Annotated in this window: 17 protein-coding genes and 1 riboswitch; of the genes, 14 read left to right on the forward strand and 3 right to left on the reverse strand. The window is 71.6% G+C overall.

Annotation, left to right across the window (positions count from 1 at the left end; all coding sequences use genetic code 11):
- The first annotated feature begins 188 nt into the window (after positions 1 to 188).
- The 11 genes from ACQP2O_RS26090 to ACQP2O_RS26140 all read left to right on the forward strand — a co-directional run bounded on the left by ACQP2O_RS26090 (position 189) and on the right by ACQP2O_RS26140 (position 14,255).
- Positions 189 to 3,344: a hypothetical protein gene (locus tag ACQP2O_RS26090; RefSeq protein ID WP_433190363.1), complete on the forward strand. Its 3,156-nt coding sequence runs from the start codon at positions 189 to 191 to the stop codon at positions 3,342 to 3,344.
- A gap of 25 nt (positions 3,345 to 3,369) precedes the next feature.
- Positions 3,370 to 4,725 carry an RICIN domain-containing protein gene (locus ACQP2O_RS26095; RefSeq protein WP_433190366.1) on the forward strand — a complete coding sequence of 452 codons (1,356 nt, stop codon included), beginning with the start codon at positions 3,370 to 3,372 and terminating at the stop codon, positions 4,723 to 4,725.
- 82 nt (positions 4,726 to 4,807) lie between these two features.
- Entirely contained in the window at positions 4,808 to 7,003 is a 2,196-nt protein-coding gene (locus tag ACQP2O_RS26100) for a BTAD domain-containing putative transcriptional regulator (RefSeq protein WP_433190369.1), read from the forward strand.
- Between the two features lie 330 nt (positions 7,004 to 7,333).
- Positions 7,334 to 7,741: a four-helix bundle copper-binding protein gene (locus ACQP2O_RS26105; protein WP_433190372.1), complete on the forward strand. Its 408-nt coding sequence runs from the start codon at positions 7,334 to 7,336 to the stop codon at positions 7,739 to 7,741.
- Between the two features lie 203 nt (positions 7,742 to 7,944).
- Positions 7,945 to 8,607 carry a hypothetical protein gene (locus ACQP2O_RS26110; RefSeq protein WP_433190375.1) on the forward strand — a complete coding sequence of 221 codons (663 nt, stop codon included), beginning with the start codon at positions 7,945 to 7,947 and terminating at the stop codon, positions 8,605 to 8,607.
- Between the two features lie 152 nt (positions 8,608 to 8,759).
- Positions 8,760 to 9,452, forward strand: a complete 693-nt coding sequence (locus ACQP2O_RS26115; RefSeq protein ID WP_433190378.1) for a YcnI family protein — start codon at positions 8,760 to 8,762, stop codon at positions 9,450 to 9,452.
- Positions 9,449 to 10,126 carry an SCO family protein gene (locus ACQP2O_RS26120; RefSeq protein ID WP_433190380.1) on the forward strand — a complete coding sequence of 226 codons (678 nt, stop codon included), beginning with the start codon at positions 9,449 to 9,451 and terminating at the stop codon, positions 10,124 to 10,126. Before ACQP2O_RS26115 ends, ACQP2O_RS26120 begins: the two co-directional genes overlap by 4 nt.
- A gap of 28 nt (positions 10,127 to 10,154) precedes the next feature.
- On the forward strand, positions 10,155 to 11,369 hold the full coding sequence (locus ACQP2O_RS26125; protein WP_433190383.1) for a Dyp-type peroxidase: 1,215 nt from the start codon (positions 10,155 to 10,157) through the stop codon (positions 11,367 to 11,369).
- Positions 11,370 to 11,389: 20 nt separating this feature from the next.
- Positions 11,390 to 11,608, forward strand: a complete 219-nt coding sequence (locus tag ACQP2O_RS26130; RefSeq protein WP_433190386.1) for a hypothetical protein — start codon at positions 11,390 to 11,392, stop codon at positions 11,606 to 11,608.
- Positions 11,605 to 13,794 carry a heavy metal translocating P-type ATPase gene (locus ACQP2O_RS26135; RefSeq protein WP_433190389.1) on the forward strand — a complete coding sequence of 730 codons (2,190 nt, stop codon included), beginning with the start codon at positions 11,605 to 11,607 and terminating at the stop codon, positions 13,792 to 13,794. Before ACQP2O_RS26130 ends, ACQP2O_RS26135 begins: the two co-directional genes overlap by 4 nt.
- On the forward strand, positions 13,791 to 14,255 hold the full coding sequence (locus tag ACQP2O_RS26140) for a copper chaperone PCu(A)C (protein WP_433190391.1): 465 nt from the start codon (positions 13,791 to 13,793) through the stop codon (positions 14,253 to 14,255). Before ACQP2O_RS26135 ends, ACQP2O_RS26140 begins: the two co-directional genes overlap by 4 nt.
- A 129-nt stretch (positions 14,256 to 14,384) precedes the next feature.
- Here ACQP2O_RS26140 and ACQP2O_RS26145 read toward each other — a convergent pair whose 3' ends face one another.
- Both ACQP2O_RS26145 and ACQP2O_RS26150 read right to left on the reverse strand, forming a co-directional pair.
- Complete coding sequence (locus tag ACQP2O_RS26145) at positions 14,385 to 14,981, reverse strand: cation transporter (protein ID WP_433190393.1); 597 nt, start codon at positions 14,979 to 14,981, stop codon at positions 14,385 to 14,387.
- A 29-nt stretch (positions 14,982 to 15,010) separates the two neighbouring features.
- On the reverse strand, positions 15,011 to 15,280 hold the full coding sequence (locus tag ACQP2O_RS26150; RefSeq protein ID WP_433190396.1) for a hypothetical protein: 270 nt from the start codon (positions 15,278 to 15,280) through the stop codon (positions 15,011 to 15,013).
- Between the two features lie 109 nt (positions 15,281 to 15,389).
- Positions 15,390 to 15,562: riboswitch (M-box (ykoK) riboswitch) on the forward strand.
- 363 nt (positions 15,563 to 15,925) lie between these two features.
- On the opposite strand from ACQP2O_RS26150, the gene ACQP2O_RS26155 reads away from it, so the two are divergent.
- From ACQP2O_RS26155 to ACQP2O_RS26165, 3 genes are all read left to right on the forward strand, one after another.
- A complete protein-coding gene (locus ACQP2O_RS26155) occupies positions 15,926 to 17,275 on the forward strand; it encodes a magnesium transporter MgtE N-terminal domain-containing protein (RefSeq protein WP_433190399.1) in 1,350 nt (449 codons plus the stop codon).
- Complete coding sequence (locus ACQP2O_RS26160) at positions 17,272 to 18,609, forward strand: NRAMP family divalent metal transporter (protein ID WP_433190402.1); 1,338 nt, start codon at positions 17,272 to 17,274, stop codon at positions 18,607 to 18,609. Before ACQP2O_RS26155 ends, ACQP2O_RS26160 begins: the two co-directional genes overlap by 4 nt.
- Positions 18,610 to 18,925: 316 nt before the next feature.
- Positions 18,926 to 21,784 carry a choice-of-anchor P family protein gene (locus tag ACQP2O_RS26165; RefSeq protein ID WP_433190404.1) on the forward strand — a complete coding sequence of 953 codons (2,859 nt, stop codon included), beginning with the start codon at positions 18,926 to 18,928 and terminating at the stop codon, positions 21,782 to 21,784.
- A gap of 98 nt (positions 21,785 to 21,882) precedes the next feature.
- On the opposite strand, the gene ACQP2O_RS26170 is transcribed toward ACQP2O_RS26165, so the two are convergent.
- Complete coding sequence (locus ACQP2O_RS26170) at positions 21,883 to 23,127, reverse strand: SGNH/GDSL hydrolase family protein (protein ID WP_433190406.1); 1,245 nt, start codon at positions 23,125 to 23,127, stop codon at positions 21,883 to 21,885.
- Between the last annotated feature and the right edge of the window lie 26 nt (positions 23,128 to 23,153).

Consider the following 23,153-nt stretch of genomic DNA (forward strand, 5'->3'; position numbering starts at 1 on the left):
TCATTCATAGTGAACCAAAAGCATCATCGCGTCGTATGCGTATGCGAGGCCACCTCTCTCCGAATCACCTCGGTCGGACCGGGAGGCGACCTCGATTCGCTGTGCGTAACGCGAAGGAGGTGCGCGGTGACGGAACCGTCGATCGGGCGGCCTTTCGCCGCGACCGCAGCCGTCGCCGGAGGTGAATCGTGACCCGCTGGAGAAGGGCCGCCGGCCGCCGGCCAGGACACGGCGGGCAGGACGCCTCCGCCTCGACCGGGCCGGGGAGAAGCGGCGCCGACCGCGCGAACAGGCGGGCACCGGTGGTGGCCGACGAGTACGACGGTCTGATCCTGCTGCGCTCCTCCCCGGACGCGGCGCCGCGTCCGGAGGACGCCGCCGAACTCGCCCGCGCCCTCGCCGGCGTGGACGAGTACTTCACCCTCGTCGTCGGTGCGGACGACGCGGGCAGCGAGCTCTGGGCGCGGCTCGGCACCGTGCTCGACTCCCTGTGCGCCAAGGGGGTCACCGCGGTTCGGCTCGTGCTGTCGGGCGCGGGTGCTCGACGCGCCGGCCGCCCCGCCCTCGCGCAGCGGATCGCCGACGCCTGGGGGATCGAGGTGATCGCTCCGGACGCGGGCGTCCTGATCCTGCCGGGCGGATCCCTGTTCGCCCTCGGCGCCGATGTGCCCGGCCACGGCTGGCGGTCGTTCACACCGGGCGCGGAGCCGAGGCTCCTCGGGCCGCGCAGCCCGGTGCCGGCCTGGCAGTCCGCGCTGGCGCGGTTGCCCGGCCGTACCGCCGGCGGATACATCGTGGAGCAGGTTCCCGCCGGCGTCCTCGTGCGGTCGGCGCGGGAGCCGAGAGCCTGGGCGGCGAACCTCTGCTACTCGGTCCCGGTGGACGGTGAGCGCCTCACCGTGCTCGTCGGCGCCCCTCGGCTCAGCGGCGACGCGGAGCTCCGGGCCGACGAACTCGCCTCCCTGCTGACGGCCCTGCCCGCGGCGACCCGTTCAGCGGTCCGTCTCGCCCCGTGCGGTCCCATCGACCTGCTGCCCGTCACCCAGGACACCGCCGAGATCCTGGGCGACGAGCTGGAGGTGTGGACCGGCCTCCCACTGGTCGTCGGCTCCGAGACCGAGCCCGTCGTCCGGCCGGTCCTGATCGACGCCGACGCCGAACCGACCTGGGCGCCGTTCGTCGAGACCGTCGCCTGCCGGCCGTACGGCGCCGACGGCACGGACGGTCCCGCCGCGCCCCGGCTGCTTCGCTGGCGTTCGCCCCTTTCCGACGGCGCCGAGGCGGACCAGGGCGTCATCCGCCTCTCCGACGGCTGGCAGGTCGCCGTGACGACCTCCGGGCTGGTGGTCGGACCCTACGGCGAGCCGCACGCCGTCGCCGGACGGCCGGTGTCACCGGAACAACTGGCGATCGAGGTGAACCTCCGCGGCGGGCCGGCCGACGACGCGCTCTTCAGCGGTCTGTCCCGCCTGCTCGCCGACCTGGGCGCCGACGCCCGTGAGTTCGTCGCCCTGCACCGGCCCGCACCGCCCGGGGGAGCGGACGACGCGGGATTCAGCCTGCTCCGGCTGGCCATCGAGCACAACGTGTCGCTCGTGGAGCCGCAACCGGTCGAGGCCGCGCCCGCTCCCGCGCCGCCCACCGTACGGACCGTCGCGACGCCGCGCGCCGCCCGGCCTCAGGCGGAGCGGCCCGGCGGGTCGCCCGCCACACCACCGGTGGCAGGAACGAGTGCTTCCGCCCATGCGGCCGACCACTCGGAACCCGCACGATCGACCTCCGCCGGACCCGTCGCCGACGCTTCCGCACCTCCCGCACCTCCCGCACGAATGAACCTCCCCGATCGCATGGCCGTTACGCGATCCGCGCAGGCCGGCCCGCCGAGCCCGCCCGTGCCTGGGCGTGAACGTCCCACGACCCCCGTACGCGCGAATCCTCCCGGAGACATGACGGAAGGCTCCGCCCCGCCCCAGGAACCGTCGCGCGTACCGGAACCGCCGACCCCACCGGCCGTCCCCGAGGCCGCGGCTCTTCCAGAGCCTTCGCGGTTCCCGGCCTCTCGGGAGTCCTCACAGTTCCCGGCCTCTCCGAAGAAGCCCCCGACGACGACCTCGAACCCGTTGGAGTCGCCCGAGACTCCGGCCGTCCCGGGGCCTCCGATCCCACCGGCCGCCCCCGAGGTCGCGGCTCCTCCGGACTCCTCGCGGTTCCCGGCCTCTCCGGAGCCGCCCCCGACGACGGCCCCGATCCCGTTGGAGTCGCCCGAGCCTCCGGCCGTCCCGAAGTCTCTGGTCGCTCAGGGGCCTCCGGTCACGCCACGGGCTCCGGCGGTCCCGGGGCCTCCGGTCCCACCGGCCGCCCCAGAGGCCGCGGCTCCTCCAGCGTCCTCGCGGTTCCCGGCACCTCCGGAGCAGCCCGCGACGACCCCCGCGCCGGAGAGCCGGGTCACGCCTCCATCCCCGCCTGTCGAGCACCGAGCCGGTTCGGCTCCCGTCACCGGGGGAGGGCGGCCGGGACCTGCCGTGAAACCTCTCCGCCGCAGCACCGAGGCGGAACAAGCGGATTTCCGATCCCTTGTGCAGCCGGTCTGGGAGCGGCACAGCGCCGCGGTGAACCGCGCGATGACGCGGATGCCGGCGCTGCGCGGCGGGCAGGTGGACGCGGCACGGATCGACCTCGTCGCGGTGCACGTCCACCTGTCGGGCGGGCTCGGCGTGCTGGACGGCCAGGAGCAGGGGTCACCGGGCGAGGCCGGACTGCCCGACTCGTACCTCGCCTGCCTCGCCTCCGGCCTGAGCCGCCTGCCGTCGTACCGGGGGGCCGCCGCGCGCGGCGGGTTGCCCGCCGCCGGCGACCTGGAGCGGTTCGTGCCGGGATCGGTGCTGCGCGGGCCGGGACCGGTCAGCGTGCTGCCCATCGGCGGCGACGCCGCGGGTCTGTCCGCCGCGACGGGCGGATACGTCATCTGGTCCTCGACCGGCCGGCGGGCGCGCCCCCTGCTCGGCACCGGATCCGACGCGGCGTCCGACGAGATCGTTTTCCCTCCCGGAACGGCCTTCCGCGTGCTCGGCGTACGGTCCGCCGCCGGTCAGGCTCCGATCGTCCTGCTGAGCGAGATCCTCCGCAGGGGATCGGAGACCGAAGACCGGCCCGGCGTGCTCGGTGACGCCGATCAGGCCGCTCTGGAAAAGCTCGACGAAGCGCTGCGCCGTACGGCGCCCTCGGCCGGAGGAACGTCTCCGGCCGCCTGGCCCGTCCGCTGCGCCGAGCCACTGGGTGGAGCCATGGGATGGCAGGAGGCCGCCTCGAGACCAGGCAGACCACCGGCCCCATCCGCGATCTGAACGAACACCAAAGGAGAGAAACATCGTGTCTTCCCAGTCGGGATCCGGCGACCGCACGAAGTCGCTCGGCGTCCGCCGACCGGTCGAGGTGCCTGAAGCGGACATGGAAGGGGCAGCGGACCTGGCGCCGGCCTCCGGTGCCGCGTCCGTGGACGAGCCGGGGCCGGCCTCCGCTCCCGCGTCGGCGGAGGAGCAGACCCCGGCGGACGGATCCGCGTCCGAGTCGGAGAACGACCGATCCGCTGCCGCCGGAGGGGAGAGCACCGACGCCGGAGCGGGCGGTTCGGCCGACGAGAGCTCCGAGGGCTCCGGGGACGCGCAGACGCCGGCGGCGTCACCGGATGAGGCCACGGAGCCGGCGGCGGACGAGAAGGCCGGTAAGAAGGACGACAAAGCCGCCGAGAAGGATGAGGCCGCGGGGCCGGCGGCGGACGGCAAGGCCGCCAAGGAGGATGACAAGGCCGCCAAGAAGGAGAAGCGCACCGCCTGGTTGCGCAACGTCGCGGTGGCGCCGGCGGCGTCGGACGGCGCCACGGCGGCCGGCGACGAGATGCCGCCGGACCGGCCGCGCAAACCCGTCCTCGCCGCCGTGGCGATCGGCGGAGTCGTCCTGCTCTCGATCCCGATCCTGCTGGTCGGGACGGGGTCTCACGACGGCAAGAAGCAACGCACCACCGCGGCGGCGGACAGGGTGATGGCCGGCGGCGGCCAGGCGGCGGCGGGCGCGTACGTCTCCACCTCGCCGACTCCCACCACGTCAGCGTCGGCGTCCGCGACCCCGAAGAAAGGCACGAAGGCCGGGGAGGCGACATCCAAAGCCACCACAGCCGCCGGCAAGCACGAGGCCGACACGGGCAAGGGCCAGGTCGGCGTGCTGAGAAACGGACGCGGCCCGACCGGCCCGAAGTTCTCCACGGTCACGCGTGTCCTGCTCCACAACACGATGACCGGCCTGTGCGCCGACGTCCCCGGCTACGGCAATGGCAGCATCGAAGGCCCGATCAACCAGTTCACCTGCACCCGGTCAAATAGCGACAACCAACTCTGGGATCTCGTCGTCAATATGAAGGGAGGCGGACCACACGGGGCCGACCTTTTCACCATCCGCAACAGTAAGGACAACTACTGCTTCGATCTGCCCGGCGCGGGCCCCGCACCCGCCCGTACCTCCCTGTCAGAGAACCTTTGCTATCCCGGGCTGAGCGACAACCAGATGTGGTACCTCGACGAGAGAAGCAGCGGCCACTTCTGGATCCGCAACTACGTCAGCCACAAACTGTGCCTGGACGTGTCGGGCTACTACGGTTCCGGGGGCAAGGACGCCCGGCTCACCCTCTTCCCATGCGACCCCAAGGACGACCACATCTGGTCCTTCGGCTGATCGACCAGCAGCCTTGCCGATCTCCGGCGCGCCATGCCCCGAGCCGGTCGAGCAGGCGAACACGGCCGTGGAAGGCGAACGATTGAGCGATCACCTCAGGTTCGTGCTGTTGGGCCCGCTGGAGGCCTGGTCGGGTGACACCCGGCTCGACCTGGGCCCGCCCAAACGACGTGCCCTCCTCGCCCGGCTGCTGATCGCCGACAGCCGTCCCGTGTCGGCGGATCGCCTGGGCGAGGACCTGTGGGAAGGGAGCCCGCCCGCGAGTGCCCTGTCCTCCATCCACTCCCACATCAGTCGGCTGCGCGCCGTGCTGGAGCCGGACCGTACGCGGCGGGGAGGGCACACCGTCCTGCTCAGCGGGTCGGCGGGGTACACGCTCAACGCGCCGCCCCACACCCGGGACTCGACCCGGTTCGAGGAGGCGGTCAGCCACGCGCGCGGGCTGCTGACGCGCGGGCGGCTCACCGAGGCCCGTCGGGAGGTGCGGCGCGGCCTGACCCTGTGGGCCGGCACCGCGCTGGCCGACGCCGCCAACTACGCCTTCGCCGAGAGGGAGATCGCCCGGCTGGAGGAGATCCGGCTGGCGGCCGGTGAACTGCATGCCACCGTCCTCCTCCAGGAGGGCCGTCCCGATGAGGCGGCCGTCATCGCCGAGGAGCTGACCACGCGGTCTCCGCTGCGGGAGGCCGCCTGGGCGCTGCTGCTGCGCGCCCTGTACCTGGCGGGCCGGCCCGCGGAGGCGCTCCGGCGTTTCGAGGCGATCCGTACGCTGCTCGCGGAGGAACTGGGCACCGTGCCGGGGCCCGAGCTCAGCGACGTTCACGTGGCGGTGCTCCGCCAGGACGCGGCGGCCCTGACTCCCTTCCGCTCGCGTACGGCACCTGTCCCGCTGGTGGAGCGTTCGGCGGGAGCGGCTTCGGTCATCGTCGGCCGGACCGGCGAACTGACCCGGTTCGACGAGATCCTGAGCGACGCGGGCCAGGGCCGTACCCGCTGGGTGTTGCTGTCCGGGGAAGGGGGCATCGGCAAGACGCGGCTGGCCGAGGAGTTCGCGGCCCGTGCCACGGACGCCGGGTTCAAGACCGTGTGGGTCCGGTGCGGCATCGACATCGGTTCAGAGGCGGACGGCGGGGACGGGGCGGACCCGATGGGCCGGCTGATCTCGATGGCGTACCCGGACATCCGCCTGGACGTCGGATCCGAGGCGGTCGTCGGCGAGCTGACGGAGCGGCTGACCCAGCAGCCCACCATCTGTCTCATCGAGGATCTGCACCGGGCCGGCCCTCGTTTCCGGCGCCTGCTCGGCAGCTACGCCGCACTGCTGCGGGACGTTCCGCTCATCGTCGTCTGCACGACGCAGGACACCGACGACGCGGGCCTGCGCGAGCTCCTGGCACTGCTCGTCCGGCAGACCCGCGCCACCCTCATGCCACTGAACCCGCTCACCGTCGCGGACGTCCACGAGCTGATGCACCGTCGGTCCACCCCGTTCAACCCGAGCGCACCGGGCAGCGAGCTCCATCAGCGAGAGGCGGCCGCGCTGCACCGGCGCGGCGAGGGGAACCCCTTCCTCATCACCGAGATCCTCGAGCTGCCCTCTGAGGAACGGACGGGACCGGGGGCGCGGCTTCCCGCGTCCGTCAGCAGGGTGCTGCGGGCACGCATGGACCTGCTGGACGAACGCGTGCTCACGATGCTGCAGGCGATCGCGGTGACGGGCGGGGAGCTCGCCCCCGAGCTCCTTCTCCGGATCCGGACGATCAGCCGCGAAGAACTGCTGTCCCTCATCGACGCGGCCGTCACCGCCCGGGTGCTGAACTGGGAGGACGGCACGGGCCCCGGCCGCCCGGGGCGGTACCTCATGCCCGACCTCGTTCGCGAGCTGGTGCTGCAGGACCTCACCCCGGCTCGCCGTCAGCTGCTGCACGCGGCCGCGGCCCGCGCGCTGGCCGAGTTGCCGCACCGCCATCCCGTGCACATCGCCCGCCACCTCATGGCCGCCGGCCCGCTCATCGCCCGTGAGGAACTGGTCGACGCGGCGTTCGCGGCCGGTAATCGCTGTGCCGACGACGACCAGCACGCCGAGGCGGCGCTCTGGTTCGACCATGCCGCGGCGCTGGCGGACGATCCCGGCGTATGGGCGGAGGCCCGGCACGCGGCGGACACGGCTCGCCGGCAGCTCGATCAGCTCGAGCAATGGATCGGCCATCCGTGCGATCCCGCCGATCTTCCCGGCGACTCCGCGTGGCCGACGGATCCCGAACACCGCGCAGGCTGACGCTATGACAACGTTGTCGCGCGGGGCGCTGGATCAGGTTCTGGGGGATACCGGTTGGCCTTGGGCGTTCAGCCGTTCTGTACGGCCGAGCGGGTCGATGAGATCGATGGAGGAGTGGCGATCGGGCGTGGCGATGGTCTGGATCGCGATGGTGGCGAGCCCGGGGGCGCTTACGGCGAGGTCGAAGGTCGCCGCAGTCTGCCGGATTAGCCGCCCGTCGCGACGACGGTCATAGAGTTGAACAAGAGCGGGTGGGCGGGTGAGCTGGTGATCTCGCCTCGGCCTTCCGCCGGCGGATGATTCGCCATCGATGCGTTTGGAGGGGCGATCATGCTCCCGACTCGTGAACTGATCGACAGTCTTTCGGTGCATGCCGCGTTGGACACCGAGACCCTCGCGTCCGTGGTGGATGCCTTGTCCGACTGCGAGGAGGTGGTGACCGCGTGTGCGGCGGGCATGCTCGGCGAACGCGACCTCGACCGGATGCGGTCCTCGGTGCTGCATGACCTGGACTGCGGCGATGTGGTCGTGGCCACCCGCAGGATGTTGACCCGGGCGACCGGCGATGACAGCGCCTTGATCGCCGCCCAGCTCGAGGTATGCCTGATGGCCTGCCTGCGCAGCCATGACAGCTGCATCCGGACCGCGGCCGCCCACGAGCACTGCCGCCTGTGCGCGGCCGCCACCGAACGCGCGGCCGAGGCCTGCCGCCGGGCACTGCAGGCGCTGCGTGGCTGAGTACCGGCTCCCCGCTGCACGCACTTCACACGCGCCGGGGGCTCGGCCGGTGAGGTGAACGGCCGGCGTTGTGATCGCCCCGGCCGCTGCGACGGCGGCCGCAGGTGGGGAGAGCACGAACGCGGGCCCGCTACCGGTGCGCTTCGTGCGGTGTAGTGCGGTGTAGTCTCCGTGTACTACATGCCGTAGTTGATGGTGAGGTCATGCGTCCGCCGGGTTGGTTCCGCTTGATGCGCGCCGGGGCTTTTGCCGTGGTGTGCGTCGTGCTGTCCTTGGCCGGGCATGATCTGATGGCCTCTCGCCCGGCGCCGGCGTGGGCGAGCTGGGCGGCATTGGCGGGCGTCACGGCGATCGGCTACTGCCTGGCCGACCGGCGGCGGTCCCCGTGGTGGATCCTGCTGGCGGTGGAAGTCGCTCAGGTCTGCCTGCATGAATGGTTCGCCTGGGCCACCCCGGCCGCTCCCGGCGCCGCGCCGGCACATATGGCCATGACGATGCACGGCGGAATGCACCCGGGGATGAACTCCGGCGGGTCCGTGCTCACGGACCAGGCCGCGGGGACCTCCGGGCTGGGCATGGCGGGTGCGCATGCCCTGGCCGGGGTGCTGGTCGCGCTGTGGCTGTATGCGGGGGAGCGGGCCGCCTGGCGGGTGCTGGAAGCGTTCGCCGAGTCGGTGCTCGGGCGTGCTCTGCGCGTCTTCATCGTGCTGGCGCGCGCCGATCTGGCCGTGGCAGGGCGTCCCGCCACGGGGCGGAATCGGCAGGGTGAGGACGAGGCCCGGCCGAAAGCGGCCGTGTTGCGGCATGTTCTCGTACGGCGTGGCCCTCCTCGGGGCAGCGGAATCGTCTTCTGCGTCTCCACGTGATCCACGGCTCTCCCGAGCGCGCTTCGAGGTCTTCGTAGCGGCATCTGTTCTCGTTGGTGCGTACGCCGACCGGGCGGTCGGCGTCCCCGCGGGACGGGGGATCGGCCGTGGTCACCGGCCTGCCTGTTCTCATGCCTTTTCCGAGGAGCACCATGTCTTTTCCGCATGCCGCAAAGCGTCTGCTGACCGGCGCCGGCATCGTCACGGCCACCGTCGTCGCGCTCGCGCTTCCCGCCGCCGCGCATGTCACCGTCAACCCGAGTACCGCCGAGCCGGGCGGGTACGGCGCGTTCAACGTCCGCGTGCCCAACGAGGAAGTCGACGCCGACACCACTCAGGTACAGCTGTACCTGCCGACCGACCACCCGATCGCGTCGGTGTCGGTGCAGCCGACGCCCGGCTGGACGGTCCAGGTGACCAAGGGCCGCCTGCCCAAGCCGATCAAGACCGACGACGCGGAGGTGACCCAGGCCGTCACCGAGATCACCTGGTCCGGTGGCCGGATCCAGCCGGGACAGTTCCAGCAGTTCTGGCTCTCGATGGGCCCCCTGCCCACCGACACGGCGAAGCTGTACTTCAAGGCTCTGCAGACCTACACCGACCACAGCGGCAAGACCAGCGTGGTGCGCTGGATCGACCTGCCCAGCGGAGGCGCCGAGCCGGAGCATCCCGCACCGTCGCTCACCCTGGCCAAGGCGACCGTGCCGCAGGCCGCACCGACCGTGAAGAAGAGCGGCGATGGCACGGGGACGGTGCTGGGCGCGGCCGGCCTGGTGGCCGGGCTGCTCGCGCTCGGCATCGCGATCGTCGCGCTGCGCCGGTCCGGCGGAGCGGCCGGCGCATGAGGACCGCTCACATCCGCCCAGGAGCCAGGCGCGCCGGGCGGCGTCGCCGCATGCTCGCACTCGCCTGCCTGGTGCCGTTCGTGCTCGCCGCGTGCGGCACCGGTACCGGAACCGACCGGCCCCCGGTGAAGATCTCGGCGCCGACGTCCGATCTGCACGGCACCCGGATCGGCACGCCGCTGCGCGAACCGGACCTGACCTTGACCGGCACCACCGGTCGGCCCGTCAACCTGATCAAGGCCACCCAGGGCAAGCTGACTCTGGTCTACTTCGGGTACACCCACTGCCCCGATGTGTGCCCGACGACAATGGCCGACCTGGCCGGGGCACTGCGGCTGCTCACGCCGGAACAGCGGGCCCGGATCGCGGTGGTGTTCATCACCACTGATCCCTGGCGCGACACTCCCAAGGTCATCAAGGCGTGGCTCGCCTCGTTCAACCCCTCGTTCATCGGGCTGACGGGCGACTACACCAAAATCCAGACGGCGGCCAAGTCGCTCGGCATCGCCCTGGAACGCCCGTCCTCGATGTCGGGGGAGTACGAGGTCACCCACGGCGCACAGGTGCTGCCCTTCGGCGGAGACCACCGGGCACACGTGATCTACACCGCCGGGGTGTCCGCGAAGGAGTTCGCAGCCGACCTGCCCAAGCTCCTGCAGGAGGACGACGGATGAGCCCGGCCACCCGATACGGACACCTCCGATGACCGACAGCGGTTCGCGACAGGTGGGACGCCGCCGCCTGCTGGCCATCGGCGCGCTGGCCGGCGGCGCCGCCGTGACCGGAGCTGCCGGCGCGGCCGTCACCGCCGCAGCCGGAGAAGGCACGCAACGGTCGATGGGGCGGCGCCGCATTCCGTTCGACGGCCTCCACCAGGCGGGCATCCTCGCCCCGAACGCGGCGCACGGCTGGTTCGCCGCCTTCGACGTGCGGCCGGGCGCGGACACCCACCGGCTCAGGGCGATGCTCCAGGAGTGGACGGCGGCGGCGCGCAGGCTCACCGCCGGGGTGCCGTCACCCGGTGACGACGCGATGGTGACCGGGTACGGCCCGGCCTCCCTGACCGTCACCGTCGGGTTCGGGGCGTCGCTGCTTCGCAGGCTGGGCGCCCCGATCCCGGGCGCGCTGGATCCGCTACCGGCCTTCCCCCGCGACGCGATCGATCCGGCCCGCAGCGACGGTGACGTCGGCGTCCTGTTCACCGCCGACGACGCCTTGGTGATCGCCCATGCGCTGCGGACGCTGACCCGCCTCGGCAACGGTGCCGTACGGGTCCGGTGGCAGATGACCGGCTTCAGCACCACCGGGGGTGTGGTCGCCGCGCCCGGTGCGACCCCTCGCAACCTGATGGGGCAACTGGACGGCACCGGGAACCCACGGCCGCAGGATCCCGGTTTCGCGGGACAGATCTTCGCCCGGGATCCGGCGTGGATGCGCGGCGGAAGCCATCTCGTGTTCCGGCGGATCCGGATGCTGCTGGATGAGTGGGATCGGCTGCCGCGCCATCGGCAGGAGCAGGTCGTCGGGCGGCGCAAGGACACCGGCGCGCCGCTGTCGGGCGGCACCGAGCACACCGCGCTCGATCTGGACAAGCAGAACCCCGATGGCGGGCTGGCCATCCCGGCGAGCGCTCACGTCCGCCAGGCCTCGGCACAGGCGAACGAGGGAGCCACCATTCTGCGGAAGGGCTTTTCCTACTTCGACGGCCACCGGCCCGACGGTGCCCCGGACGCGGGGTTGCTGTTCATGGCCTTCCAAGCCGATCCGCGGAACGCCTTCACACGCATCCAGCAGCGGCTGTCCGGCGCCGATGATCTCAGCCGGTTCCTCCGCCATGAGTCCAGCGCGCTGTTCGCCGTCCCCGGCGGCTGCCGGCCGGGCCGCTACCTGGGCCAGGACCTGATGGAGGGCCTGTGATGACCTTCAAGGACGTTGACGTGACCGTTCGCTCATCGATGACGCGGCCGGCGGTGCCGCTGCCGTCTCCGCGGGTCCTGTACTTCGTGGCGCTGCTGGCCGCGCTGTGCGCGATCGCGTTCGCCGCCGGGCGGCTGGCCGGGCCCATCGCACCCGGCATGCACCACACCGGCCCCGGCACCGCACCGGCCGGCGGCCGCGACACGGGCGGCATGACCATGCCGGGACGGCACCGGTGACCGCCCGGACCACCGACCTGACCGTCACGGGGATGACCTGCGGCGCGTGCGTGTCGCGCGTGGAAAAGCGGCTGGGCCGGATCGACGGGGTGAGCGCGGCGGTGAACCTGGCCACCGGCCAGGCCCGCATCACCCATCCGGCCTCGGTCACCGCCGAGGATCTGCTCGGTGCCGTGGAGCAGGCCGGATATCGCGGACGTCTCCTGCGCCGGACTCCGGAAGAGGCTCCCGCCGACGATCCGGCCGACCGGCGCGCCCGGGAACGCGTCCTCGTGCTGACCGCGCTCACGGTTCCCGTCCTCGCCCTGTCGATGGCCCCGGGCCTGCAGTTCCGGTACTGGCAGTGGCTGGGGCTGGCACTGGCCGCTCCCGTGGCGACCTGGGGCACATGGCCGTTCCACCGGAGGGCGGCGGCCGGGCTGCGGCACGCGACGGCGACGATGGACACGCTCGTCAGCCTCGGTGTGCTCGCCTCATTCGGCTGGTCGCTGTACGCGCTGTTCCTCGGCGGCGCGGGAGCGCCGGGGATGCGGATGCCGTTCGCCTGGACGGCCACCCCGGACGGCGCGAGCGCGCACCTGTACCTCGAGGCCGCGACCGGCGTCACGCTGTTCGTCTCGGTCGGCCGATACCTCGAGGCCCGTGCCCGGCGGCGTACCGGTTCGGCGCTGGCGGCCCTGAGCGCGCTGGTCCCCGAGAAGGCGGACCTGCGCGACGGCCGGCGGATCCCGGTCGGCGACCTGCGGCCGGGACAGCACTTCATCGTCCGGCCGGGACAGACCATCGCCACCGACGGCGTCATCGTCGAGGGCGGCTCGGCCCTCGACACCCGCCTGCTGACCGGCGAGGCGGTTCCGGCCGAGTGCGGCCCCGGAGACACGGTGACCGGCGGGGCGACCAACGTCGGCGGCGCCCTCGTCATCCGCGCCACCGCCGTCGGCGCCGACACCCGGCTCGCGAAGATCACCGCCCTGGTCGAGGAAGCCCAACTCGGTAAGGCCCGCGCACAGCGCCGCGCCGACCAGATCGCCGGGATCTTCGTACCGATGGTGCTGGCGATCGCGGTCACCGCACTCGGATTCTGGCTCGGCGCCGGTGCCGACCCTGGTGCGGCGCTCAGCACGGGCATCGCCGTCCTCGTGGTCGCCTGCCCCTGCGCACTCGGGCTGGCCACCCCGCTGGCGCTGCTGGCCGCCACCGGCGCCGGAGCCCGCCGTGGCGTACTGATCAGCGGGCCGGACGCCCTGGAACGGCTCGGCCGGATCGACACGGTGGTCCTCGACAAGACCGGCACGCTCACCACCGGCCGCATGTCCCTGCTGGCGACCGCCACCGTGCCAGGCGTGAGTGAGGTCGAGGCGTTGCGGCCGGCGGGCGCCCTCGAGGATCGGTCCGAGCATCCCATCGGCCGCGCCATCGCCCACGCGGCGCGCTCACGGGGCCCGCTGCCCGCGGTCGCCGGATTCCGCGCCACTCCCGGCCACGGGGTATCCGGCCAGGTGGACGGCCGGGCGATCAGCGTCGGCCGCTGGAACGGCGACCGGCTGCCCGGACCGCTCCGCGCCGCGATCGACCAGGCCGACCGGGACGGCCACACCAGCGTGCTCCTACGAGCCGACGACCGCCCGGTGGCGGTCCTCACGCTCGGGGACACCCTCCGCGACGGCGCGCGCGAGACGATCACGCGACTGCACAGGATGGGACTGCGCACGGTGCTGGCCACCGGAGACCGCCCCGCCGCCGCCCGCGCCGTCGCGGAACGGCTCGGCATCACCGACCGGCACGCCGAACTCGCTCCCGCGGCCAAGGCCGAAATCGTCGATGACCTGCGGGCGCAGGGCCGTGTCGTCGCCGTAGCCGGCGACGGAGTCAACGACACCGTCGCACTCGCCCGCGCCGACCTCGGTATCGCGGTCGCCGACGGCACCGACGCCGCCATCGGCGCGGCCGACGTCACGCTCATGCGCCCTGACGTGAGCGCGATCGCCGACGCCATCGCGATCGCCCGCCGCGCGAACATGACGATCAAGGTCAACCTGGCGTGGGCGTTCGCGTACAACCTCATCACCATCCCCCCGGCCGCGCTCGGGCGGCTCAACCCGATGCTGGCGGCCGCAGCAATGTCACTCAGCTCACTGCTGGTCGCTGCCAACAGCCTGCGCCTGCTGCGCGGGAGACGAAGGTGAGCACCGTACGGGCCGCCGTCCTGGCGAGCGCGGCGACGCTGGCACTGCTGGCGGGCTGGACCATGACCGGACAAGCCGGGCGCCCCGCGCAGGTCCAGGTCTCCGGCGCGTGGGTGATGGCGCCCACCGCCGCGCAGACCGGGGCGTACTTCACCATCGCCAATGACGGCGACCAGGCCGACGAACTGGCGCGCGTCAGCTCGCCGATCTCCGCATCGGCGATGCTCACCCGGCACGCCTACACGGCCGGGGTCGGACGGATGACCATGCTCGACGGCCTGATCGTCCCCGCCCATGCCGGCGTGCGGATGACGCCGTACACCACCAACGTCATGATCCGGCCGCGCGGACCGCTGCCCACCGGACGGACGGTGCCGTTCACCCTGGTCTTCCGGCACAGCGGCACGATCCGGGTCACCGCTGTCGTCGTCCCGCCCGGCGGCGGGCCCGCCGCACCCTGACGCTCCGAACGACGTCCGATGAACTTTGCGAAGGAATCCCTCGCCATGCTCAACCGCGGATTACGGCCTGGTGGTAGGGCTTCGGCCCGGCGTGAAGGTCAAGGACTCCAGGAGCTTGCGATGGGGCGGTCAGTGTTCATTGAAGATCGCTCGGGCTTCGCGCACCGCGTAACCGACCAGGACGTATCCGGCCAGCGGGTCGGCCCACCACCAGCCGAGCCCGGCGTTGAGGGCCAGGCCGGCCAGGACCGCGGCGGCCAGGATCCCGTCGATGAGGGTGACGCGTCCTTCGGTGCGCAGTACCGGGTTGTCCAGGGCGGCGCCGGTGCGGGCCTTGCCGGCGGCCAGCCCGAACATGGCCAGCGCGGTGATCGCGGTCCAGGCGATTCCGGGCGGCGAGTGGTGCGGGCGGTATCCGCTGACCAGCACCCATGTGGACTGGATCAGCAGGTAGAGCGCCAGCGCGGCGAACGCGCCGCCGATCAACCGCAGCGCCCGGCGCTGCCGAGCCGCACCGGTCCCCGACAACTCCCAGACCACCACGGTGGAGGCGCCGATCTCGACGAGGGAATCCAGCCCGAACCCGGCCAGCGCGACCGAACGAGCCGACCAGGCCGCGGCCGCGAGCACCCCGACGCCGATCACGTTCCAGCCGAGCGTGACGTACTCCAGGGCGAACCCCCGGCGGAGCAGAGCAGCGCGGGCCGATTCATCCAGAGTCGTCACCGAACGATTGTCCCCGCATCTGCCGGAGCTCAGTGGCGTCGTCGGCCACCGCGGGCAGCGGCGATCACGGCCACGATCAGCATGATGGCCAGGATGCCGATGCCGATGGTGGCGGCCCAATGGCTGTAGTGAGGGAAGCGACCGAAGCCCGCCTGGGCCATCGAACAGATCCACGGCGATCGGACAGCCGGAGGCGTCGGCAGGGGGATCGCCCGGCCTCCGGGGCGGGAGGTGACGGTCAGGACGGCCGGCCGAACCGTGATGGCCGCCGGCACGATCGCTGCCGTCGAGATGGCCATGTCTTCATCGTCGCGCCGCCTGTGTATATGCAGGGTTATCGCTCGGCTAACGATGTACCGGTCGGCTTGTTGGCACTTGCAGGCCGGTATTACGCTTTGTCATGTTCGAAAGGCACCTCGTTAGGTGAGGCGTCTGTCCGGATACAGGCCACTGACCCCACGACGTCGAGAGACGCCCAGGGTCAGGACACCTCTCCCCGGCTTAAGGGGACAGGCCAAGTGGCTTCCCGCGAGGGGATACGCCGGGCAGTGCCAAAGCTCTTACGAGACGCGAGGGGTGCGCACCCGGGCCTTACGGGGCGGGCACCTTGTCATGGCGCGGCGGCGTGTGGATGCACGCGGCCTGGACCGGGCGGAGGTGAGGACATGTCCGGCAGTAGTCCGGGGCGAAATCAGCCCCATCGTGGCGTGTTCCGCGTTCGTTCCGATGCGCGGTAGCGCTTTTCTTCTTTGCCGTCAGGGCCCGGCCCGGCACCCTTCGCGATGGTGCCGATCCGTCATGGCCGCCGGGGCGGGAAGAGTGGCTGCCGCGCGCTCTTGATGGCCCCGTCCCGGGGCCATGGAGGGGGTCTTCGTCATGGTCAAGCAGGTAATGATCGACTCCGCCATCGCCGGTCCGCGGCTCGATGAGGTCGGGGGCCGGTGATGGGGCGCCAGGGTCTTCTCGCAGCGGTACCGCGGGCGGTCCGGCAGCGGTACGGGCAGCGCAACGGCCGCCTGACCAGGACGCGGTCGGTGCGCGAGGCCCTGATCTCGCTGGCCGGGCTGGTCGGCCAGCCGGTGATCAACCAGGCCGGCCAGCAGATCGGCAGGCTGGTGGACCTGGTCGCCCGCTGGGACGGCCGTGAGACCTATCCGGCGGTGACCGGCCTGGTCATCCAGGTCGGCCGGCGACGGTCCTGGGTGCCGTACGAGGCCGTGCACCAGGTGGAGCCGCAGGCCGTGCGGCTGCGCAGCGCGCGTCTCGATCTCCGGGAGTTCCAAGAACGCCCCGGCGAGGTCGCCTTGGCCACTCACGTACTGGACCACCAGCTCGTCGACATCGAGGGCGTACGGGTGGTGCGCCCCTCGGACCTGTACCTCACCTCGGTCGAGGGCCGGCTGCGGCTGGTGGGCATGGACACCGGGCTCGGCGCGCTGGCACGCAGGCTGGGGCCGGTCCGCTGGCGCAGCCGCGCCGTCCCCGAGCAGGTGATCGACTGGTCCGATGTGCAGGCGTTCGGCAGTGCGGCGGGCCGAGGAGGGGCCCGGCTCGCCGCCTCTCGTACGGAACTGCGCCGCCTGCACCCGGCCGAGCTGGCCGACCTGCTGGAGGACCTGGGCCGCACCGAGCGGCGCGAACTTCTCGACCTGGTCGGCCCGGACAACGCCGCCGACGCCCTGGAGGAGATGCGACCCGATCAGCTGGAAGGCCTGTTGAGCGAGTCCGATCCGGGCGAGGCAGCCGTACTGCTGGCCAGGATGGAACCGGATGAGGCCGCCGACGCGCTGCGCGACCTGGACGCCGATCGACGTGCGGAACTGCTGAACCGGCTGCCGAGACCGACCAGGTCGATGGTGCAGGGTCTGCTCGGCCGGGACGAGGATTGCGCCGGTGGGGTCATGACCACGCTGGTGATCCGCGCGCGGCCCGAGCAGACCGTCGCCCAGATACGGGACCTGCTGGTGGCCGAAGCCGCGCACATCGCCGACGTCGAGTCGGTCGTGGTGGTGGACGAGAACGGCCGGCTGCTGGACGACGTCACCCTCGGTGAACTCCTGCTCGCCGAGCCGGACACGATGCTGGGCGAGATGGTCGGCCCGCCCTGGCCGGTGACCATCCCCCTCGGAGCGAGCCCGGCCGAGATCGCGTCCCGGTTCGTCGAGTCCCGCCGTCTGTCGGTGGTGGTCGTCGACGAGGAAGAACGCCCCGTCGGGCGGATCCTGGCCGATGACGTGGTCGACATGCTGCTGCCCGAACGTGGCCGGTTCCACTTCCCGCGGGTGCTGTCGTGACCGCCCGGCACACCCCGCCCACCGCGACCGGCCCGGACCTGACGCCGACCGGGACCGGCCAGGCCACCGCACCTCGGGCGGGCGGACCTGGCCGGTCCCGGAGCCCGCGGCGCATGCTGATCACGGCGCTGGCGTTCGCCGGGCCCGGGCTGATCGCCGCCAACGCCGGGAACGACGCCGGCGGGATCGCCACCTACGCCTCGGCCGGTGCGCAGTTCGGCTATCGGACCCTGTTCGTCATGCTGGTGGTCACGGTCGGACTCGTGGTCGTGCAGGAAATGTGCGCCCGGCTCGGCGCGCACACCGGTGAAGGGCTGGGGTCACTGATCCGTGAGCAGTTCTCCATCCGGGTGACCGCGTTCGCGCTGGTGGCGTTCCTGGTCGCGAACGTGGGTCTGGTGGTCTCGGAGTTCGCCGGTATCGCCGCTGCCCTGGACCTGGTCGGGGTGAGCCGATACATCTCCGTGCCGATCGCCGCCGTGGTGATCTGGGCACTGGTGGTCTTCGGCTCCTACCGCTACGCCGAACGAATCTTCCTGATCCTGTCGCTGGCGTTCTTGTCCTACCCGATCGCCGCCGCCCTGGCCCACCCGCACATCGGCGAGGCCGCACGCCAGACGATCTGGCCGCACCTACTCGGCACCAAGGCATTCCTGCTGCTGACGGTCGCCCTGATCGGCACCACCATCACCCCGTACATGCAGTTCTACGTCGCCGGTGCCGTCGCCGACAAAGGCATCGGCCCCACCGACTACAAGGCTGAACGCATCGACACGGTCGGCGGCGCGATCTTCGCCAACCTGATCAGCATGTTCATCATCATCGCCACCGCCGCCGCCATCCACACCCGCGCCCCACTCGACACCGCCGCCCAGGCGGCCCACGCGCTCAAACCGGTCGCCGGCCGCTTCGCCGAGCAACTCTTCGCCCTCGGCCTCCTCGGAGCCTCCGCCCTGGCCGCTGCGGTCGTCCCCCTGTCCACCGCCTACGCGATCAGCGAAGCCGCCGGCGTCGAACGCAGCGTCGGCCGCCGATTCCGCGAAGCACCCCTGTTCCTGGGCCTTTTCACCGCCCAGATCTTCATCGGCGCCGCCATCGCCCTCATCCCCGGCAACCTCATCCACCTCCTCATCAACGCCCAACTCCTCAACGGGATCATCACCCCGATCCTGCTCACCTACGTCCTGATCCTCGCCAACCGCAGAGGACTGCTCGGTGCGGCCGCCAACGGCCCCGTCTACCGCCTCATCGCCACCATCTGCGTCATCGTCGTAGCGATCATGGCCACCGCCGCGCTCGTCATCACCGTGCTCGGCTGGTTCGGCATCGGCTGACCAACCCGAGGAGCGGCACGGGGCACCCGCAGGGCCGCCGTCGCGGATCAGAACGGAGCGTGTACTGACCGTATCCGGCCACCAGTGACCGAAGATGGCCATTGCGATAGGCGGTCTGCTCCTTTTCTGGTCTTCTGTCATCAATTCTTCGCGTTGAGTTACCAGTCAACGCGTCGACCAACGGGGCCTTTGCGCTGCGACCGGTACTGAGATTTGCCGTAAATCCAGTCGGCCGGTGAGGGGTTAGTCATTGTGATGGCGTTTTCGGTTGCCGTCGCGGGGGCCCGCGCTTCGCGGCGAAAGGATGCCTCCCCCCATGTCCAAACCACGGATCGCGACGGTACCGGTCGCGGTCGCACTCGCCGTCGCGGCCACCCTCCCGGCGGCGTCGGCCGCCCACGCGACTGCTCCAGGCCACGTGTCCGCCAAGCCCCAGCCTGGGGGCCACTCGGCCTTCACCCCCGACGCCTTCACGACCGATCCGTCCCCGGCCACCCGCAGCAAAGCGGTCTCCGACGCGCGTAAGGCGCTCGCAGCCCACGAAGGTGCCGCGCACATCAAGCCGGGCGACGTCCTGACACCGCGAACCGTGGTGGTCGCCAAGGACGGTACGGCCGACGTGCGGTTCGACCGGACGTTCAAGGGCCTGCCGGTCTACGGCGGCGACCTGATCGTCCACCTCAAGCCCGGCGGGTCGTACAAGACGCTCAACACCGCCACCCCCGCCGCCGCCGTCTCCACGACCCCCACGGTCGCCGCCGCGAGCGCTGCCCGCACCTCACGCGCCCGACTGCACGGCACCGTCTCCTCGGTCGGTTCCCCTCACCTGGCGGTGTGGGCGACGCGCAGTTCGTCCCAACTCGTGTGGGAGACCGTCGTCCGCGGCGTCCGCGCCGACCAGGCGCCGAGCGTGCTGCACGTGCTGGTGGACGCGCGTAAGGGCACGGTCGTGACCGAGCGGGACGAGATCCAGACGCTGCTGTCGTCGGCGCAGCAGAAGGCCGCCGCCAAGGCGGGGGCGTCGCCGCAGATCGCCGGGACCGGGAACTCGATCTACAGCGGCTCGGTGTCGATCGACCTCACCCAGTCCGGCAGCACGTGGTCGATGAAGGACCCCTCGCACGGCAACGGGTTCACGACCGATCTCAATCACGCGACAAGTGGCACCGGCACCATTTTCAGTAACACGACGGGGACGTTCGGGAACGGCACGAACAGCGACCCGGCATCGGCGGGCGTGGACGCGCACTACGGCGCCGCCGACACCTATGACTACTACAAGAATGTGCACGGCCGTAGCGGCATCTTCGGTAATGGGGCCGGGGTGCCGTCTCGGACGCACTATGGCAACGCCTACGTCAATGCCTTCTGGGACGGCACCCAGATGACGTACGGCGACGGGGCGGGCAATGCCCGGCCGCTCGTCGAGCTTGACGTCGCCGGCCACGAGATGAGCCACGGCGTCAGCGGCGCTCTCACCGGCTGGGGTGAGAACGGTGAGACCGGCGGCATGAACGAGGGCACCAGCGACATCTTCGGCACCATGGTGGAGTTCTACGCGAACAACGCCAAGGACACGCCCGACTACACGATCGGCGAGCTGATCAACATCAACGGCGACAACAAGCCGCTGCGCTACATGTACCAGCCCTCGCTCGACGGCGCCTCGCCGGACTGCTACACGAGCAGCAACGGCTCGCTGGACCCGCACTACTCGCTCGGCCCACTGAGCCACTGGTTCTTCCTCCTGGCCGTCGGCAGCGGCGACCACGGGTACGGCAACAGCCCGACCTGCAACAGCTCGACCGTCACCGGCATCGGCAACGACAAGGCCGGCAAGATCTGGTACAAGGCGCTCGCGTCCTACGCCAACAGCAACGATACCTACGCCAACGCGCGCACCGACTCGCTCAAGGCCGCCGCCGATCTGTACGGCACGCACTGCACCGAGTACAACACCGTGAACGCCGCCTGGGCCGCCGTCAGCGTGACCGGCGCGGATCCGGTGCCGGGCAAGTGCCCGCCGCCGCCCGGCCATCTCGCCTACACCGGGCCCACCACGGCCGACTATCACGACTCCTTCACCGCATCGGCGAAACTGACGGTCGCGGGCGCTCCGGTCACCGGGGCGACGGTCGACTTCTCACTCGGTCACGGTGACGCCGGCGAGACCTGCAGCGCCGCGACCGATGGCTCCGGTACGGCGGCGTGCGCGCTCACTCCGGACGAAGCCGCCGGCTCGACGACGCTGACCGCCTCCTTCGCCGGCAACGACTCGGCGGGACCCGCGTCGGTGTCCGTGCCCTTCACCATCACCAAGGAGGAGACGACCCTCACCTACACCGGGCCCACGCACATCGCCAACGCCACACCCGTACATCTGAACGGTGTGCTGAAGGAGGACGGCACGGCGCCCATCGCCGGGCGTACGGTCACATTCCGGATCGGCGCCGGCTCGTCCCAGCAGACCTGCACCGGCACCACGAACGCGTCCGGCACCGCCGACTGCGTCATCACACCGGACCAGCCGCTGAACGACGCGGGGACGGTGCCGCTCACGGCCGACTTCGCGGGCGATGCGTTCTACCAGCCCTCCAGCGCATCCGCGACGCTGCTCCTGCAGTTCATGACCGGACGCGCGTACGGTCTCACGGCTACCGTGCAGCTGCCTCTGTTGTCGGTGACTCAGCCACCGACGCCGGACACCGGCCCGGTGCGCACGGCCGGCGCGACCACGACCAGCACACCGTGCTCGGTGAAGCTCACGCTGATCATCTTGTCGGCCGATGGGTTGTGCCCGAAGGTGACGACCACCGTCAACCCGGGTACCTCGACCGCCACGACGACCGTGGACGATGTCAGCATCGGCATTCCCGGCGTCCCGGCGATCAAGGTGACGAACATCAAGGCGACCTCCACCAGCCGCTGCACGGCGGCGAGCGGCAGCGTCACCGCGGCCACCCTCAGCATCGGAGGCGTGCCCGTCACGATTCCAACGGCTCCCAACAGCAAGATCGACCTGCCCGGCGTCGGGCGGCTCACGGTGAACGAGCAGATCCCGTTGAACGGCGCCGACGCGGGACTGACCGTCAACGGCCTTCACCTCACCGCCCTCGGCAACGCCGTTGACGTGGTGATCGCCTCGGCCACCAGCGACGCTCACAACTGCGGCTGACCACCTCGACGGCCGCCCGGCCGGGACACTGCGCCCGGCCGGGCGGCCCGCGGACCTGGTCGTTGCCCGGCCCTACGCGGCCCGGCAGGACGTCCGGATCACAGCAGCGACAGGTCGATCGCGCTGCCCATGGCGGCGTATCCGGTGTCGCCGGGATGGAGGTGGTCGCCGGAGTCGTAGGCGGGCAGCATCCGGTGCGCGTCCGCGGGGTCGCGGACGACCGCGTCGAAGTCCACCACGGCGTCGAAGACGCCGGCCGTGCGGATCCAGGTGTTGACCGCCTGCCGGGTCTCCTCCTCCGGGGTGGTGTAGCACGAGCAGCCCTCGAATGGGGTGAGCGTGCCGCCGAGAACGCGCAGGCCGTGGGCGTGGGAGCGCTGGACGATCTCGGCGAGGCCGGCTGTGATCTTCGCCGGATCGAGCTGGTGGGGTGTCTGCTGGATGTCGTTGATCCCTTCCAGCACGATGACGGTCCGGACGCCGGGCTGCGCGAACACGTCCTGGTCGAGACGCTTCAGGGCCGCCTCGCCCGCGGATCCGCCGTCGAGGAGGACACGGTTGCCGCTGATGCCGGCGTTCAGCACGCCGAACCGGTGGCCGGGCGGGCTCACGAGAATCCGGCCGGCCAGGATGTCGGGCCAGCGGTGGTCGAGGTCGTTGGCGGATCGGTAGCCGTCGGTGATGGAGTCGCCGAGGGCCACGACGGCACCACGGGCGCCTGAGCCGGCCACGTCGACGCCGGAGACGAAGTGCCAGGCGGTGGTGGTCTCCGGGAAGGCCGCCGCGCCGGTCGCGTCGGCCGCGTCGGCGCCGCGGGCGAAGAAGGAGTGCTGCACGGCGAGCGGGTGGTAGCTCATGGGGGTCGCGTACCCGGGCGTGAAGGTGGTGACGAGCAGGTCCCGGGCGGGCGGCACCGTCAGCGCCACCGGATCACTGACGACGGTGCCGCCCGGCGGAATCGTCACCGCCGCGACGCCGTGGAAGGTGACCTCGCGCAGCGTGCCCGGGGCCACCTGAGGGCTGTCGGAGACCACCGGCAGGGCCACCGTGGTGTGCCGTACCGGCAGGGCCGCCGTGCCGTACCTGTTGGACAGCCGCACGCGTACCGCGACGCCTCCGATGGTGGTGTGGACGACGTCGCGGATCGTGCAGTCGGCGCAGCCGTTGTCCACGGCGGCGGCGAGGGCGGCCGCCCAGGTGCCGACCCAGCGTCCGGGCGGATCGCCGGCGGACGGCCGCGGCCGGGAACCGGCGGCCACCGGCTGGACGGCGCCGAGCAGCGCCAGCAGAAGCGCGCCGATAGCGACCGTCAGGGACCTGCTTGAGGCTTTGATGCGGAACATCCGAAACCTCCCATGACAACGTTGTC

The organism is Actinoallomurus sp. CA-150999, assembly GCF_050942425.1.
Lineage (GTDB): Bacteria > Actinomycetota > Actinomycetes > Streptosporangiales > Streptosporangiaceae > Actinoallomurus.